The sequence below is a fragment of the Pseudarthrobacter niigatensis genome (genome assembly GCF_030812615.1).
Lineage (GTDB): Bacteria > Actinomycetota > Actinomycetes > Actinomycetales > Micrococcaceae > Arthrobacter > Arthrobacter niigatensis.
Window position 1 is genome coordinate 275,919 of sequence record NZ_JAUSTB010000004.1, and the last position, 15,511, is coordinate 291,429.

General features: G+C 65.0%; 16 protein-coding genes. 9 read left to right on the top strand and 7 right to left on the bottom strand.

Annotated elements, in window-relative coordinates; all coding sequences use genetic code 11:
- Positions 1-53: 53 nt before the first annotated feature.
- The 5 genes from J2T23_RS08445 to J2T23_RS08465 form a co-directional block, all read right to left on the bottom strand.
- Positions 54-1,124 carry a quercetin 2,3-dioxygenase gene (locus tag J2T23_RS08445; protein ID WP_307358907.1) on the bottom strand — a complete coding sequence of 357 codons (1,071 nt, stop codon included), beginning with the start codon at positions 1,122-1,124 and terminating at the stop codon, positions 54-56.
- Between the two features lie 125 nt (positions 1,125-1,249).
- Complete coding sequence (locus tag J2T23_RS08450; protein WP_141158469.1) at positions 1,250-1,549, bottom strand: DUF4193 domain-containing protein; 300 nt, start codon at positions 1,547-1,549, stop codon at positions 1,250-1,252.
- Positions 1,550-1,674: 125 nt separating this feature from the next.
- Entirely contained in the window at positions 1,675-2,535 is an 861-nt protein-coding gene (locus tag J2T23_RS08455; protein ID WP_307358912.1) for an SDR family NAD(P)-dependent oxidoreductase, read from the bottom strand.
- Between the two features lie 263 nt (positions 2,536-2,798).
- A complete protein-coding gene (locus tag J2T23_RS08460) occupies positions 2,799-4,178 on the bottom strand; it encodes an MFS transporter (protein ID WP_141158467.1) in 1,380 nt (459 codons plus the stop codon).
- A gap of 298 nt (positions 4,179-4,476) precedes the next feature.
- On the bottom strand, positions 4,477-5,052 hold the full coding sequence (locus J2T23_RS08465; RefSeq protein ID WP_246839796.1) for a hypothetical protein: 576 nt from the start codon (positions 5,050-5,052) through the stop codon (positions 4,477-4,479).
- Positions 5,053-5,384: 332 nt separating this feature from the next.
- On the opposite strand from J2T23_RS08465, the gene J2T23_RS08470 reads away from it, so the two are divergent.
- On the top strand, positions 5,385-6,593 hold the full coding sequence (locus J2T23_RS08470) for an aspartate transaminase (protein WP_307358917.1): 1,209 nt from the start codon (positions 5,385-5,387) through the stop codon (positions 6,591-6,593).
- Positions 6,594-6,639: 46 nt separating this feature from the next.
- Positions 6,640-7,335 (top strand): 4-carboxy-4-hydroxy-2-oxoadipate aldolase/oxaloacetate decarboxylase, encoded by a 696-nt coding sequence (locus tag J2T23_RS08475; protein WP_307358919.1) that lies wholly within the window; start codon positions 6,640-6,642, stop codon positions 7,333-7,335.
- A gap of 96 nt (positions 7,336-7,431) precedes the next feature.
- Here J2T23_RS08475 and J2T23_RS08480 read toward each other — a convergent pair whose 3' ends face one another.
- Together J2T23_RS08480 and nac are read right to left on the bottom strand one after the other, a co-directional pair.
- Positions 7,432-7,674 carry a hypothetical protein gene (locus J2T23_RS08480; RefSeq protein ID WP_141183090.1) on the bottom strand — a complete coding sequence of 81 codons (243 nt, stop codon included), beginning with the start codon at positions 7,672-7,674 and terminating at the stop codon, positions 7,432-7,434.
- Between the two features lie 123 nt (positions 7,675-7,797).
- On the bottom strand, positions 7,798-8,760 hold the full coding sequence (nac, locus tag J2T23_RS08485; protein WP_307358922.1) for a nitrogen assimilation transcriptional regulator NAC: 963 nt from the start codon (positions 8,758-8,760) through the stop codon (positions 7,798-7,800).
- Between the two features lie 392 nt (positions 8,761-9,152).
- Between nac and J2T23_RS08490 the strand changes: the two genes are divergently transcribed.
- The 7 genes from J2T23_RS08490 to J2T23_RS08520 all read left to right on the top strand — a co-directional run bounded on the left by J2T23_RS08490 (position 9,153) and on the right by J2T23_RS08520 (position 15,486).
- Positions 9,153-9,938, top strand: a complete 786-nt coding sequence (locus tag J2T23_RS08490) for a LamB/YcsF family protein (RefSeq protein WP_307358925.1) — start codon at positions 9,153-9,155, stop codon at positions 9,936-9,938.
- A 2-nt stretch (positions 9,939-9,940) separates the two neighbouring features.
- Positions 9,941-10,672, top strand: a complete 732-nt coding sequence (locus tag J2T23_RS08495) for a 5-oxoprolinase subunit B family protein (RefSeq protein WP_307358928.1) — start codon at positions 9,941-9,943, stop codon at positions 10,670-10,672.
- Positions 10,669-11,682 carry a 5-oxoprolinase subunit C family protein gene (locus J2T23_RS08500; RefSeq protein ID WP_141158460.1) on the top strand — a complete coding sequence of 338 codons (1,014 nt, stop codon included), beginning with the start codon at positions 10,669-10,671 and terminating at the stop codon, positions 11,680-11,682. Before J2T23_RS08495 ends, J2T23_RS08500 begins: the two co-directional genes overlap by 4 nt.
- 134 nt (positions 11,683-11,816) lie before the next feature.
- Positions 11,817-12,614, top strand: a complete 798-nt coding sequence (locus J2T23_RS08505; protein WP_307358933.1) for an SDR family oxidoreductase — start codon at positions 11,817-11,819, stop codon at positions 12,612-12,614.
- 10 nt (positions 12,615-12,624) lie between these two features.
- The gene (locus J2T23_RS08510) at positions 12,625-13,578 is read left to right on the top strand and encodes a 2-hydroxyacid dehydrogenase (RefSeq protein WP_307358935.1); all 954 of its coding nucleotides are present in this window, start codon (positions 12,625-12,627) and stop codon (positions 13,576-13,578) included.
- A 64-nt stretch (positions 13,579-13,642) separates the two neighbouring features.
- The gene (locus tag J2T23_RS08515; protein ID WP_141158457.1) at positions 13,643-14,413 is read left to right on the top strand and encodes an SDR family oxidoreductase; all 771 of its coding nucleotides are present in this window, start codon (positions 13,643-13,645) and stop codon (positions 14,411-14,413) included.
- On the top strand, positions 14,413-15,486 hold the full coding sequence (locus tag J2T23_RS08520; RefSeq protein WP_307358938.1) for an L-idonate 5-dehydrogenase: 1,074 nt from the start codon (positions 14,413-14,415) through the stop codon (positions 15,484-15,486). The genes J2T23_RS08515 and J2T23_RS08520 overlap by 1 nt, the downstream gene beginning before the upstream one ends.
- Positions 15,487-15,511 lie beyond the last annotated feature (25 nt).

Here is a 15,511-nt window from a genome sequence, read left to right on the forward strand (position 1 = left end):
ACGTAAGGCCCGGATTTCCTCTCGGAAGTCCGGGCCTTACGTATTGGATGGGGTTAGGGGATGTCCAGGGCCGCGCGGCGCTGCGGCGGAGGGCCGACGACGGTCAGGTCCATCTCGGCCTGGGCACGGCCGAAGCCCTCCATGTCCATGTACGGTTCGCCGCCCTCGGTGTACATGTAGTCCTCCGTGGGCTTGTTGAAGTACTCAAAGAACCCGTTGAACACCGACGGCGTCAGGAAACCCACCATCTGGGTGTTGTGGGCATCGAGCGCGAACGAGTGGACGGTTCCGGCGGGGGCATGCACAAAGTCGCCCTTGGTCAGGAGCATCTCCCGGCCGTTGGCGTAGAGCCACATCCGGCCCTCGGTGCAGAGGAAGTTCTCCGTGTGCTGGGAGTGGAAGTGCAGCGGGATATAGGGGGTCTTGGCGCCCTTGGTGTGCACGGCGAAGTAATTGGAGCCGGTGTTGGCAGGCCGGGACAGGTAGGTGAACATGGTCTGGTAGCTGACCATGCGCTCACCCTCCCCGGCGCTGAGGAAGTACGGGCTCTGTGTGGGCGGCAGCCCGGCGTCGTGCTTGAACGACGGCGCCACACGCTCAACGTCGGGGAACGTGATGCCGAACTCGGCGCCCACCTCAGCCTGCTCCTGCAGGCTGGCCTTGTGGCCGGCGCGCACCGGCGGGACGTGCGAATCGATGGGCGTGCCCACCCGCTCGTAGTAGGCCTCGCCGCCGCCAGGGGTCATCCAGTTCAGGAAGCGGGTGTAGTGGCTGGCCATCCGGTAGGCGTGCGGGGTGTTGGGCGGGATGACCACCGAATCGCCCGGGGCCAGGATGCGGCTCTCGCCCGGCAGCCAGACATGCAGGATCCCGTCGAAAACGTAGAGCGTCTTGTGCTCCACCTTGTGGCTGACGAACGGGGATTCGGCTCCCATGCCGCCGGAGACGTAGGCAGCGCTGAAGATGCCCCCGGTGTCGGCGGCGCGGGCGATGACCGTGACCAACTGGCCGTTGATCTCGTAGCGCGCGCCTTCGCCCGACGCCATGTAATACGGGACTGCCTCGCCGGGCAGCGCATTGGCCACCGGGAGCTGCTTGTTCATTTCCTCAACGCTGAGGGACATGGTTTCCTTCTTTCCAGTCGGCCGGCCTTGCCGGAGCGTGAGTTCCAGCATTGCCGTCCCACGCCCGGGCCACGAGCCCGGATTCCATTAGTTGAAATCCAAACCTGGCCGCCATCGTCCCCCTGCTAGCCTTCACATTCCTTGCAGTACTTCTTGCCGTCCTTCTCACGGGCCAACTGGCTGCGGTGGTGCACCAGGAAGCAGGACATGCACGTGAATTCGTCGGCCTGCACCGGAACCACCTGGATGAGGAGTTCCTCGTTGGAGAGATCGGCGCCGGGCAGCTCAAAGCTATCCGCGAGGTCCGTTTCATCCATGTCGGGAGCGGCCTCCCGGCGGCCGGACTTATCGGACTTCAGCTCCTCCAGGGCGACATTCGGCTCCTCCTCGGGAGCCACCCGCGGAGCGTCGTAGTCAACTGACATGTGGTTTTTCTCCTGTCGAGCTTTAGTTGTCCAGATTGTTCTGAACAGATCGACAACGCCGGATGGGCGCAACTAATTCCCGTGCCCCGGCATCCGGCCCCTGAGGCGGGCGCGAACGGCGTTGGTCACCGGAAGTCGTTCCCTGCCAGCCCGGCACAAGCGTCCCACAACCGCCGCCGCGCCTCCGGGTCAGAACCCATGCCGGGGGTGGGAAGCTCCTTCCGGCCTGCCCACAGCTTGCCGGTCAGCCCTGCCGTTTCGGGCGAGGTTGCCAGCCAGAGGGGCGTGTCGGCAGCTTTCTCTGCCGACTTTCCCAAGGTGTTCGTGATCCACCGGAACGGGCCGCCCACGTCCTGCAACAGCCCCGTGTTCTTCACCAGTCCGGGATGGACGGCGTTGACCACCACCCCAGTTCCACGCAGCCTGGCGGCGAATTCCTGGGTCAGGAGGACCCGGCCCAGCATGGTGGGCGGCGTGGAACGCAGGAAGCTGTATTTCCCCGTCGCTGTCTGCAGGTCATCGAAGGGGATCCGGACGTTACCGTACTTGGACGCAATATTGATGACGCGTGACGGCAGCGCGGCTGACGCTTCCTTCCTGAGGTCGTCCAGCAGGAGCCCGGTGACCAGGTAGTAGGACATCACGTTCGTGGCGAAGGTGAGTTCCAGCCCTTCGGCAGTTTCGTGGCGTTCTTTGCGGAACACGCCGGCCGCGTTCACCAGCACATCCAGCCTGCCGTGACGGGAGCGGAACTGGTCCACGGCAGAGCGAATCGAAGACTGCAGTGACAGGTCACAGGCGAGTGGCTCAAGGTCCGCTCCCGGAACGTCGGTACGGATATCCGCCATCACCGCCTGGGCCCGCGCCACACTCCGGCCCACGACCACCACCGTTGCACCTTCGCGGGCGAGGCCGGCAGCTACTGCCCGCCCTATCCAACCGGTGGCACCGGTCACCAACGCAATACGCCCGTCCAGCCGTGCCATGCCATCGCCTCCACATCGCCAGCAGTTGACGACACTATCCCAGCACCTGTTCGGGGCGGCTGGCCAGGGTCTTCCGGACCGGAACCAGGGTACGCGGGTATTGGTGGTGCGGCGGCCCTGGCAACAGGAAGACCTCTTAGTGGTTGGCTGTTGGTGCCGTCACTAAGAGGTCTTCACTTGTTCACAACGGAATCAACGTTGTGGGACGTACCGCGAGTCCGTGATCATTTCAAGAGCGATATCCCGTCATCCCGCTCTTGGGTCTAACCAGCGAGGCCGCGGGCAGCTGGGCTTGGGGACATGGCCGCGGCCGTGAGCACGGACGTTTCCCGCTCGCTCTGCTGCACCTCGTCGAGCTCCTTGAGGGTGAACTTCCTGGTCTCCTTGGCGGTGAGGGCTGAGGCTCCTGCCAGGACCATGAACCCGAGCGCGACCATGGACGGTCCGACCCAGTCCTTCAGGTCGGGGCCGGCGAGTGCTGTCGAGAGAACGGGGCCGATGACGCCCGAGATGGCGAAGCCGACCTGGGTGCCAAGAGCGAGCCCGGAGACGCGCAGGCGGCCGGGGAACATCTCCGCGAAGAATGACGGCCAGGACGCGTTCACCATTGAGTAGAAGAGGGAGTAGTTGATGATGCCAAACAGGAAGATCAGCGACCAGTTCCCGGTCGTGATTGACCACAGGTAGGGGACCATCGTGACGCCCACGCCGCCTGTTGCGATGAGGAACATCGTCTTGCGGCCGATCTTGTCCACAAGGAATCCTGCCAGGGGCGTGATGCCGAGCGCGATTACGGCCGAGACCGTGGTCGTCAGGAGCATGGTCGGCTTATCCAGCTTGTATCCGGCGGTACCGAATGCCACCGAGAAGGTCTGCATCATGTAGCTCGTGCCCGCGATGAGGGCACAGAACACGATCCGCAGCACCGCACGCCAGTGGAAGCGCAGAAGATGCCGGAGGGGAGCAACGTTCACCTTGGCGGCCTGGGCCTTTACGAACTCCGGCGGCTCCTCGATGTGGCGGCGGATCAGGTAGGCAGCTACGACTACGAGGGCGGAGGCCCAGAACGGCAGCCGCCAACCCCAGCTCAGCAACTGCTCCGAGGGCATGGCGGCGATCGGGATGAAGACCAACAGGGTAAGCAGCGTGCCGGAGGAGGAACCCAAGGTGGTGAAGCTCGCGAGGAACCCGCGCCGGCCTTCGGAAGCATGCTCCAGGCTCATGGTGATGGCACTGGGCTGCTCACCGGAAAGGCACAGTCCCTGGATGACGCGGATCAGCACGAGCAAGACTGGAGCAAGAGGACCGATTTGGGCGTATGTGGGCAGGCACCCGATCAGGAAGGTGCAGCCGCCGATGCCGAACAGTGTGATCATCATGACGAACTTGCGGCCGCGACGATCGCCCAGCGGCCCCAGGATGAGGGAGCCGAGGGGGCGCACCGCGTAGCCGACCGCGAAGGTGATCATGGCGAGCAGTACGCTGAGGCCCTGGGGAAGCTCGGGTGAAAAGAAGAGCACGTTCAGAACCAACGCCGACGAGGTGCCGTACACCGCGAAGTCGTAGTACTCCAACGTCGTACCGATCCAGGCCGCGATTGCGGCCTTGACCGGGGTCTTCCTGGGAAGTGTGGTTTCTGTCATTTCGTCTCCGTGGGTGATGGGTGAACACCGGTTGCCGCTAAACCCGGGCTCTCGGAAAGAGATCTTGAGTGGAATGTCCTGTTGGTCCTGCTGTGAGCTCTCTCGCAAATCGTGTTTACGGCTTTGCGGACCGGCCTCAAACATCAAGTTAACGTTTGCGGTGTGGGTCACACAAAGTCCGCTTTTATGTACCTACATAGCGATTTGTTATGGCTTGGAGTAGAAGAACCGGGTACCTGGGACAACAGGAAGCTCGCCCTGGAACGGGGATGGCAGAGCGTAAGGCCGCCGGCAGGGATCAGGCGGGACGATTACTGGGCTGAGCCACACGCAAGCCGACGCCCCTGGTCATTTTGCGGATTTCGTCGGACTTGAGACCGCTTGCCCCGGCAAGTTGGTAGTCGTCAAGGAGCCGGGACTTCCTGGCCAGGGCCAGTACCTGCGTTCGTTGTTCTTCCGCGTCACTCCGGGCGCCTTCTGCTGCCGCCAGCTCCGAAGCCAATCCCGCAATGAGGTGAAGATGCCCGCTTCGGGTTTGGCCGGACGGGTACAGCTCGCCGCGTGCCAGTGTGGCAGACCGGATACTGGCTGCCGGCTGTCCGGCGGCCTTCGCGACAGCGGCAACCTTCACGCCATCGCACACGGCCTGGGCAAGGCAATCACCCAACTCGGCGGTGAGGGCACGTACCCTGCTGGACCGAAGTGCCAGGGTCGTCCTCAGCTGGGCCAGCATGGCCAGGGCTTGTTGGGCCCGGGCCGTGGCGGGGTCCGGCTTCGGGACGCCGCGGTACCGGTACGCTGCCGCGCCGGCCGCGCCCGTCCCGGTGCTGGCTGAACGCGGAGGTATCCGAACGTGAATTTCTCTGCCGGGCACCTCTGCTCCTTGTCTCCATTGGTGTTTCACTGCCCGCGCGGCTTCCCGCCGGCAGGCGTACCCCTCCTGCGGGCCGGCCCGTCGGCCTTGGAGGCGCCGCGGGGGCCGGCGGTGTGCCTTCATGAGGTCAGTTATCCACCCTGCAGGCTACGCCTCAGGCAAGCCGGCAGGGCAATACCAAAAGTGCGTGGAGCAATAGGCGAAAGGTTCTATGTGCTCCGTCATAAGGGCTGCTTATCTGTCCACGCACTTTAGGTCTTATCCAAGGGGCAAGCTCCTTCCCTAGGCTCGAATGAACCACCCTCATCCGTACCGGAAGCCTGGAAGACACCATGCCTGAATTCGTGCCCGCATCACGCGTAACCCGTATCAAATCCTCACCCAGCGTTGCCGCGGCGGCCCGTGTCCGGGAGCTCAAGGCCGAGGGCCGCCGGATCCTGGACCTGACAGTCGGCGAGCCGGATTTCGACACGCCCCAGCACATCAAGGACGCTGCCGTCGCGGCCATCGACCGTGGTGAAACCAAGTACACATCGGTCACCGGGACGCCCGAACTGCAAAAAGCCATCCTGCAGACGCTGCACCGCAAAACCGGCCAGCAATACACTGCCGGCGAAATCACCATCGGGGGAGGCGGCAAGCAGGTCATCTTCACCGCGTTCATGGCCACCCTCGATCCGGGAGACGAGGTTGTCATTCCCGCGCCGTACTGGGTCTCCTACCCGGACATGGTGCTCGCCAACGAAGGCACCCCCGTCATCGTTTCCTGTGGTGAGGACACCGGTTTCAAGCTAACCCCTGAGGCACTCGCAGGCGCACTGACGGAGCGCACCAAGTGGGTCATCCTCAACACGCCGTCCAATCCCACAGGAGCGGTGTACTCCCGCGAAGAACTGGCAGGCCTGGCCGCCGTCCTCAAGGACCACCCTGCCGTCTATGTCCTCACCGATGAGATCTACGACGGGATTCATTTCGGCGAAGAGCCCATAACGGGTCTCGTGGCCGTTGCCCCTGGGCTTAAGGACCGTGTGCTGGTCACCAACGGGGTCTCCAAGGCCTACGCGATGACCGGATGGCGGCTGGGTTACGCCGGCGGACCGGCCCCCCTGGTGGCTGCCATCAACAAGCTGCAGTCCCAAATGTCCTCCTGCCCGTCCTCGATCAGCCAGGCAGCTGCCGCCGCGGCACTCACCGGACACCAAGCATTCGTCCGCGAAAGTGTTGACGTGTACCGCGAGCGGCGTGACGCGGCAGTGTCCGGGCTGAACGCGGTCAACGGCCTGCAGTGCGCGACGCCGGAAGGCGCCTTTTACGCGTACGTCAACTGCGCCGGGGTCATCGGCAAGACGACGCCCGATGGCAGGCAGATCAGCAACGACGAGGACTTCACGCTGTACCTGCTGGAAGCGGCGTCTGTTGCCGTCATCCAGGGGTCGGCGTATGGATTAAGCCCCTACTTCCGGATTTCCTATGCCACCGGGCTGCCGGTGATCGAGGATGCCATCGCTGCCATCGAAAAGGCCGTCAGGGCGCTGGCCTGACCAAACCACCACGTTGCCCACGCGTTCTACAAAACAGGAGCACCTCATGATCCATGTCAAAACGAAATTCGACCGGCCTTCCGAAGATGCCGTTCAGCGACTTTCCAAGTTCTCCTCTGCCACAGTGCATGAAGCGCAGGGCCGCAAAGGTGCCCTGAATTCGAAGATCAAGCCGATTGACCGCAGCATGTCCTTCTGCGGCCCCGCCGTCACAGTGGTCTGTGCACCGCGGGACAACCTGATGCTTCAGGTGGCCATCCACTACGCCCGGAAGGGCGACGTTGTCCTGGTGGCAGCCGGTGAGTACGAGGAAGCCGGGACGTTCGGCGACGTGCTGGGCAACGCCATGAAGGCGAAAGGCCTGGCCGGTATGGTCACGGATTCAGGGGTCCGCGACACCAAGGACCTGATTGAACTCGGATTGCCGGTGTTCTCCGGCAGTGTCTGCATCAAGGGGACCGTCAAGGAAACCATTGGCCCGGTCAACCATCCCCTGGTGTTCGGCGACGAAATTGTCTACCCGGGCGATGTCCTGCTGGGTGATGCCGACGGTGTGGTGGTGGTCCGCAAGGATGAGATCGAGGAAGTCATCAAGCTGTCGCAGGCACGCGTGGACGCTGAGGACGACCTCATCCGCCGCTACAAGGAGGGTGGCACCACCATCGAGCTGTGCAAGCTGACTGAGGTCCTGAAGGCCAAGGGGCTGCTGGTGGAAGATGCCGAATTGGAGCCCGCGCTGTAGCTTCACACCGATGGGGTTAAACCACAGAGGCCCGGCGTTCCTTCTGGAACTCCGGGCCTTCTTTTGGCCGCCGGCGGTGCGGTGGTTCAAGCCACCTCAGTTCATCCCGGGAAGAAGGTACGCAGGCGGCCCCACCTGGCAGTCGTCCAGGTACCACATGGTGGATCCCCGCTTGCCCGGCGGCATCATGCTGCCCTCGAAGACAAACACCGGATCCGAGGCAGCGCCGTCCTCGGCCCGCCAGAAACCATTGGTAGGGCAATGCGAACCGGTGCTGGCCTTAAGCTGGATCCTTCGTTCCGAGGATTTCCGGTATTGCAGGCTGGTGATCTTTTTCATGCTGGGCTCCAAGGGAATCATTTGTGCCGGGTAAACGCCGTTGGCGAACCTTTATGGCTTTTATCCTAGGACGCAGCAAAATCTATGGATAAGACTAATGGAGCGTGACCTGATAAGGCCCGCTTATGATGCATCCGCGCCAGCTGAGGGTGTTCCGCTGGAAAGCGGCTGGTATTTGCTGCGCAGCATTTCCTGGAGCATTTCCTTCAGTACCAGCAGAACGGCGGAACCGGCCTCGGAGAGCGGTTCGTGGTCCGGAGTGCACAGCGCGATCTTGCACTGCAGTGCAGGTCCGGTGATCCGGAGGACCCGGAAGTCCTCCTCATGGAACAGGGCATCCGCGGCCGACTTGGGCAGGATGGTCGCACCCAGGTCGCTGCGCAGCAGCCTGGTCAGGGACGGCACGGATTCCACTTCCCCCACCAGGTGCAGCGTGAGGCCCCTGCTGTCGAAGCCCGCCTCCACCACCTGGCGCAGGGTGTGGATCCGTTCTGGCAGGAACAGGCCCAGCGTGGCCGCCGCTTCCAGGGCGATGGTGCCGGCCCCGGGGTCCACCGGAAGCTCCCGCGCGGCGTTGACCACCAAGTACAGGTCCTCGACGATGAGGGTGGTGAATTGCACACCCCGAATGGGCCCCGGTTCATAGATGAGGGCCATGTCCAGCCGCCCGTTCTTGATGGCCTCGCTGAGTATGCCGCCGTAAATCTCGGTCAGGTGCAGCACGATGTCGGGATAGCGCCGCCCTACTTCGCGGATAATCCGAGGGGTAAGGCTTGAGGCCATGCTGTAGGGGGCGATTGCTATGGAGACGCGCCCGGAAGGTGCCGCTCCTGAAGCTGCCACATCGATCCTTGCCTGCTCCACTTGGCGCAGGATGGTCTGGGCATGCCGGTAGAGGGTATGGCCCGCCGCAGTGGGCTCCACGCCCTGCTTGCTCCGGATCAGGAGCCGCTGCTTCAGGTCCGTTTCCAGCGCCGACACCTGCTGGCTCAGCGCCGGCTGGGCGACGTGGAGGGCGGCGGCCGCCTTCGTGATGCTTCCTGAGTCGACGATCTTCACGAAGTACGCCAGCTTCCGGGTGTCCATAGCGCTCCTCTTTTCCAGCCGGGGACGGCACAGCCTGCGGGGTCATACGTTGGCGCTATGGCGGGACAGGCAATACGTCTTTGTGTGATCCGAGTCTCGGGCATAGGTTAATTGCAGATGACTTTCCAATGACCAGAGCATTCTATCCCGACCTAAGCCATCGCCGGTTTTGATGCCGGCATATGTTTTGTGTATAAGCAGGGAAACAATTTATTGGAAAAGCCAGTCTTGTTGTCACGAAATAAGGGCCGTTTGCATTTTTTGGGTCACCAATAGCGCCTCTAAAGGTCATAACTGTTCCCTATAGCGTGATACCGCATTCGTCTTTGTGTGGCTCCAATCCCGATGCCACACTGATTTACACCCGCAGCACCAGCAGAGGAAGGCCCGCAATGCCCACAGTTGATCTCGTAGCGGATCTTGGTGAAGGTTTTGGCGCCTACTCGATCGGCGACGACAACGCCCTCCTGGACATCGTGTCCAGCGCCAACATCGCCTGCGGCTTCCACGCAGGGGACCCTGACATCATGGACGCCACCGTGGCTGAATGTGTCAGGACGGGAGTTGGCATCGGCGCCCATCCGAGCTTCCCGGATCTTCGCGGCTTCGGCCGCCGGGCCATGGACCTCACGGCTGACGAAGTCCGCAACGATGTCATCTACCAGCTGGGTGCCCTGTCGGCGTTTGCCGCCTACCACGGCGGTACCGTCTCCCACCTGGCTCCCCACGGCCGCCTGGGCAACCTGGTGGCCACCCGCGCGGACTACGCCCGAGCCGTAGCGGATGCCGCCGCCCGGGTGGACCCGAAACTGATCATCCTGGCGCAGGACGGTGAACTCGCCACTGCGGCGGCGGAGCGCGGCCTGCGGGTGGCCATCGTTGGCATCGCGGACCGCGCCTACCAGGATGACGGGACCCTGGTGCCGCGCAGCCGGCCCGGCGCCGTGATCCACGACCCCTCCGTCATTGTCCGGCGCACTGTGCGGATGGTGACCGAAGGACTCATCGAAACAGTCTCCGGCAGCGACATCGCCGTCCATGCCGACACGGTGCTGCTCCACGGCGACAATCCGGGCGCCGTCGAACTTGCCCGCCTGGTTCGCAGCGAACTGGTCGCCGCGGGCGTCACCATTGCCCCGCTGGCGCAAGTGCTCGCCGCAAAGCAAAAGGTTTCCTGACCATGGCCGCCCCAACGACAACCAGCCGGACAATGCTGGACATCTACGAGTCGGGCGACGCCGCCCTGCGCGTGGTGGCACAGTCCGGTGACGCAGAAGCCAACTGGGCCACGGTCCACGCCCTGGCCGGCTGGCTGGCGACCGTCGGTGTCGAAGGCATCCACGGCGCCGTTCCCACCTACGACTCCGTCCTGGTCGAATACGACCCCTACCTCACCTCCGCCCGCCAGGTCAGGGCGTTCATCCTCCTGGGGATGCGCCAGCTGGACTTCGTGGGCACCACCCTGCGCGAGCCGCGCCGCTTCGAAGTACCCGTCGTCTACGGGGGCAGCTACGGGCCGGACCTGGAAAGCGTGGCAGAACACCAGGGCCTGGATGTCCAGGACGTGATCACCCGGCACACGGCCAAGACCTACGTCATCCGCTGCCTCGGAGCGCCGGCAGGCTCGCCCATGATGGACGGACCAGACTTCCCGGTCCCCGTCCCCAGGCTCAAGGACCCGCGGCTGTCCGTACCCGCCGGTGCAGTATCCGTGGCCGGACGCCAAGCCGTGATCGCGCCCGCAGTCGCACCGGGAGGCTGGTGCGTCATCGGCCAGACCCCCCTGACGGTCCTGGACGCAGCACGCGAACCCCTGGTGCCCTACGTCCCCGGCGATGAACTGCGCTTCTACCGCATTCCTCCGGAGGACTTCGGAAAGTACGAGGGGCAGTTCCTGGAGGCCCGGCCATGACCGGGTCACTCATCGTCCTTCAGCCCGGACACTCCGTCGTCACCGACCTTGGCCGGACGAAGGGTCCTGCATTCGGACTTCCCGTCAACGGCGCCCTGGACCAGTTTTCGGCCAAGGCCGCGAACATCCTGGCCGGCAACGGCGACAACGATCCGCTGCTGGAACTCACCGCCCTGGACTTCAGGATGCGCGCCACCACGGACCTGCTGATCGCCGTGACCGGCGCGCCGCTGGACCTCTCGGTGGGCGGCCGCGGCTGCCCCCAGTGGGAGCCCGTCTCCGTCCGGGCCGGCGAAACAGTGACGGTCCGCGGAATCCGCACCGGTCTCCGCGCCTACATCGCCGTCCGCGGATCCTTCACTGTCCCCACGCTGCTGGGCAGTTGCGCACCGGACACGGTGGTGGGCTTCGGACTGAAACTTGTTGAGGGCACCCGGCTTGCAACGCAAAAGACCACCGCACCCCTCACCCAGCCATACTTCGGCCTGCCCCTGTTCCGGCTGGGGCTGGCAAAGCCGGAATTCACCACCCACCCGGTCATCGACGTCACCGACGGGCCGGACGTAGCCGAATTCGGCGACACCGCAGGCCTGCTTTTCACCTCGCAGTACACCGTGAGCCCCCGAAGCAACCACATCGGACTCCGGCTCGGCGGCGCACTGCCCGAACGCCAGCTCACCTCCGAGGTCCTGTCCCGCGGTGTCCCGGTGGGGGCCATCGAGGTTCCGTCCCGGGACGAACTGCTGGTCCTGCACCGGGGACGCGGCGTTACCGCGGGCTATCCGGTCCTGGGAGTCGTTACGAGCCGCTCCCTGGATGTCCTGGCACAGTCCAGGCCTGGACACACCGTCACCTTCAGAAAGACAACCGTGGCTGAAGCAACAGCCATGCACCGCACTGCCTGCCAGGAGCTGGACAGACTCCGGAAGACGATCGACACAGTCTTCGGACTCCTCGGGGTCGGCGCCGGCGAGCGCTGGTACGAACTCAGCCCGGCGTCAGGAGCCTGAACGTCATGAATGCCCGGACCACCGCCCAGGACCGCACCCACAAAGTGCTGCGCGATCCCTAACCCCCTGCCCACCACTGCGTCCAGCCTCTTGCCGGACGCAAGAGCCCGTCCATTCCCACTTTGGAGTATCAAATGCCTTTTTCCGACTACACCACGGCCCTGGTCACCGGAGCCTCCACCGGCATGGGCGCCGCCATCGCCGAACGGCTTGCCAAGCGGGGCCTCACCGTCCACGCGGTGGCCCGCAACGAGGAACGCCTCGCCGAACTGGCCGACCGCACGGGAGCAGTCCCGTACGTGGTGGACCTGACAGACACTGCTGCGCTCGCCGCCGTCGTCCGCGACCTCAAGGTGGACGTCCTGGTGAACTGCGCCGGCGTGTCCCGGCCCGGCAACATCCTGGACTCCTCCGAACAGGACATCGACGAACTGGTGGATGTGAACCTCCGCGGGCTGCTGCAGCTCACCCGGCTGGTGCTGCCCGGAATGGTGGAGCGGGACCTGGGCCACGTGGTGAACATCAGCTCGATCGCGGGCGTGTACAACTTCTACGGCCACACCGTGTACCACGCCACCAAGGCCGCGGTGCACCAGATCTCGCGCCAGCTCCGCAACGACACCGTGGGCAAGCGTATCCGCGTCACCGAAATCTGCCCCGGCCGGGTGGAAACCGAAATCTTCGGCCGCAACATGGGTGGCAGCCCCGAAGCCATGGAAGAAGCCTGGAAGACGTTCTACGAAGGCTACGAGTCGCTCACTACCGACGACATTGTCAACGCCCTTGATTACGCCATTGAGACCCCGCGGCACGTGAATGTTGGCATGCTTGAGCTTATGCCCACGTTCCAGGTCCCGGGCGGCCTGACCTTCGACCGCCGCGAGCCCACCGCCTGGCGCCCGCCCGGCACTTCAACCACCACTACCCGATAGGCCACCACCAATGCAGCACGTGCACACCGTCAGCTTTCCCGATTCCCAGCTCCTGGCCGACCTGTCGCCGCTTCCCGGCAGCCTGCGCGGGGTGGTCTGGGACATGAAGGAGGCACCCGGCGTGGACCTGGGCGGCATCGACGGCGTCATCCTGCCCTACCTCAACGCCGGGGCAGTGCTGGGCTCCCTGGGCAAGGTCCCGGACCTCAAGTTCGTGCAGACGCAGTCAACAGGGTACGACGGCGTCTGCGAGGCCGCCGGTCCGGGCGCCGCAGTGGCAAACGCCTCGGGCGTCCATGCAGCTGCCACCGCAGAGCTGGCCGTTGGCCTCATCCTCGCCAAGCTGCGCGGCATCGACCAGGCCGTCAGGGACCAGCAGGTTGAAAGCTGGAAGCCGCAGCGCCGCCAGTCCCTGGCCGACCGCAAGGTCCTGCTGCTGGGCATCGGCGGAATCGGCAAGGAACTGGCCCGCCGCCTGGCACCCTTCGAAGTCACCATCACCCGGGTGGGAAGCACGGCCCGCACGGACGCCGAAGGGCAGGTCCACGGCCCGGACGAACTGGTGGCCCTCGCCGCCGACCACGACATCCTGGTCTCCGTCCTGCCCCTGAACGGCAACACCCACCACCTGGTGGGCCGGGACGTCCTGGCCGCCCTGCCCGATGGTGCCCTGGTAGTGAACGTAGGCCGCGGCGCCGTCATCAGCACGGAGGCCCTGACCCGCGAAGTGGTCTCCGGCCGCCTCCAGTGCGCCATCGACGTCGTCGATCCCGAACCGCTTCCCGCCGGCCACCCGCTCTGGTCGTCGGAGAACGCCCTCATCACCCCGCACGTGGGCGGAAACGCCTCGGCCTTTGAGCCCCGGATCCTGAAACTCCTTAAACAGCAGCTCGAGGCCCTGGCGGCCGGGCAAACCCCGGCCAACCTGGTTCAGCAGGGACCCTTCGAGCAGGGCTCGGTCTAAACGGCTGCCGGGATTTAATGCATACGGCGGCACGACACAACAATGAAGAGGAAGTAACCAGGACATGACAGGGCTTTTTGATCTCACGGGGCGCGTAGCCCTGGTCACGGGTTCGAGCAGGGGCATCGGTTCGGCCCTTGCCAAGGCATTGGCCGACGCCGGTGCCACAGTAGTGCTCAACGGCGTCAACCCGGAGCGGCTCAAGGACGCCGAGACGGCCATGGCGGCAGGCTTCCCGCCCGGCCGGATCCACAGTGTGGCCTTCGACGTCACCGACGACGACGCCGCCGCCCGCAGCATCCGCTGGATCGAGGACAACGTGGGCCCGCTGGAAATCCTGGTGAACAACGCCGGCATCCAGCACCGGGTCCCCATGCTGGATCTTGATGTGGCGGACTGGGAACGCGTCCTCTCAACGGACCTCACCAGTGCCTTCCTGGTGGGCCGCGAGGCCGCCCGCCACATGATCGGCCGGGGCCGCGGAAAGATCATCAACATCTGCTCTGTGCAGACCGACCTGGCCCGCCCCACCATCGCCCCGTACATCGCGGCCAAGGGCGGGCTGCGGAACCTCACCCGCGCCATGACCGCCGAATGGGCGGCCTCCGGGCTGCAGATCAACGCCGTCGCACCCGGCTACATCCACACCGAGATGACCCAGAACCTGGTGGACGACGAGGAGTTCAACTCCTGGATCCTCGGCCGGACACCCGCCCACCGCTGGGGCACCGTGGAGGACCTCGCCGGTCCCGTGGTGTGGCTGGCCTCGGACGGCTCCAACTTCGTGAACGGACAGACCATTTTCATCGATGGCGGAATGACGGTGGTGGTCTGATGGCAACGCCCCTTGATACATTGCCCGCCACGGGTCCTGCGCTGGTGGCCCACGCCGCCGGCGACCTGCGGATCGACGAGGTCCCGGTGCCCCAGCCCGCACCCGACGAAGCGGTGGTCGAGGTCCTCTACGGCGGCATCTGCGGCTCAGACCTGCACTACTGGCTGCACGGAGCGGCGGGGGAGTCCATCCTCAAAGCGCCTCTGGTCCTGGGCCACGAGATCTCCGGCACGGTGGTGCGCCAGGCCGCGGACGGCTCAGGGCCGCAGCCAGGAACCGCCGTCGCCGTCCACCCCGCAACGCCCGGTCCAGGCACCGCCAGGTATCCCGCGGACCGTCCCAACCTCTCCCCGGGATGCACGTACCTGGGCAGCGCCGCCCGCTACCCGCACAAGGACGGCGCCTTCAGCCGCTACGTCACGCTGCCCGTCCGGATGCTCCGCCCGCTCCCGGACAGCCTCAACCTGCGCACTGCAGCACTGATCGAACCCGCATCCGTCGCCTGGCATGCCGTGTCCAGGGCCGGGGACGTCCGCGGAAAAACCGCGCTGGTCATCGGCTCCGGCCCCATCGGCGCCCTCGCCGTCGCCGTCCTCAAGCGCGCGGGCGCAGCCCATATCACCGCCGTCGACCTCCATCCCAAACCGCTGGAAATCGCCAAGGCCGTGGGTGCGGACCAGGTGATCAACGCCGCGGACGCCGAAGCCATCGCCGCCGTGGAGGCCGACGTCGTGATTGAATCCTCCGGCAACCACCATGGGCTGGCCTCTGCCATCCGCGGCGCGGTGCGCGGGGGCACCGTGGTGATGGTGGGGCTGCTGCCCACCGGCATGCAGCCGGTGCCCATCTCGTTGGCGATCACCCGCGAACTGCAACTGCTCGGCTCGTTCCGTTTCAACGACGAGATTGATGACGTCATCGCGGCCCTCGCCGAGGGGTCCCTGCACATCGAGCCAGTCATCACGCACGAATTCCCGCTGGCCGATGCCCTCCGCGCCTTCGAGGTAGCCAAGGACTCCACCCGCTCCGGCAAGGTGCTCCTCTCCTTCGGCAACGCCGGGCAGGCCCAATAAGCGGGCAACTGCCACCCCTGGTCGT

Bases quoted from the DNA above. Each gene is read 5' to 3' on its own strand.
- J2T23_RS08470 (WP_307358917.1), top strand. From the start codon at position 5,385: ATGCCTGAATTCGTGCCCGCATCACGCGTAACCCGTATCAAATCCTCA.
- nac (WP_307358922.1), bottom strand. From the start codon at position 8,760: ATGGACACCCGGAAGCTGGCGTACTTCGTGAAGATCGTCGACTCAGGA.
- J2T23_RS08450 (WP_141158469.1), bottom strand. From the start codon at position 1,549: ATGTCAGTTGACTACGACGCTCCGCGGGTGGCTCCCGAGGAGGAGCCG.
- J2T23_RS08445 (WP_307358907.1), bottom strand. From the start codon at position 1,124: ATGTCCCTCAGCGTTGAGGAAATGAACAAGCAGCTCCCGGTGGCCAAT.
- J2T23_RS08480 (WP_141183090.1), bottom strand. From the start codon at position 7,674: ATGAAAAAGATCACCAGCCTGCAATACCGGAAATCCTCGGAACGAAGG.
- J2T23_RS08460 (WP_141158467.1), bottom strand. From the start codon at position 4,178: ATGACAGAAACCACACTTCCCAGGAAGACCCCGGTCAAGGCCGCAATC.
- J2T23_RS08455 (WP_307358912.1), bottom strand. From the start codon at position 2,535: ATGGCACGGCTGGACGGGCGTATTGCGTTGGTGACCGGTGCCACCGGT.
- J2T23_RS08495 (WP_307358928.1), top strand. From the start codon at position 9,941: ATGGCCGCCCCAACGACAACCAGCCGGACAATGCTGGACATCTACGAG.
- J2T23_RS08510 (WP_307358935.1), top strand. From the start codon at position 12,625: ATGCAGCACGTGCACACCGTCAGCTTTCCCGATTCCCAGCTCCTGGCC.
- J2T23_RS08505 (WP_307358933.1), top strand. From the start codon at position 11,817: ATGCCTTTTTCCGACTACACCACGGCCCTGGTCACCGGAGCCTCCACC.
- J2T23_RS08490 (WP_307358925.1), top strand. From the start codon at position 9,153: ATGCCCACAGTTGATCTCGTAGCGGATCTTGGTGAAGGTTTTGGCGCC.
- J2T23_RS08475 (WP_307358919.1), top strand. From the start codon at position 6,640: ATGATCCATGTCAAAACGAAATTCGACCGGCCTTCCGAAGATGCCGTT.
- J2T23_RS08515 (WP_141158457.1), top strand. From the start codon at position 13,643: ATGACAGGGCTTTTTGATCTCACGGGGCGCGTAGCCCTGGTCACGGGT.
- J2T23_RS08500 (WP_141158460.1), top strand. From the start codon at position 10,669: ATGACCGGGTCACTCATCGTCCTTCAGCCCGGACACTCCGTCGTCACC.
- J2T23_RS08520 (WP_307358938.1), top strand. From the start codon at position 14,413: ATGGCAACGCCCCTTGATACATTGCCCGCCACGGGTCCTGCGCTGGTG.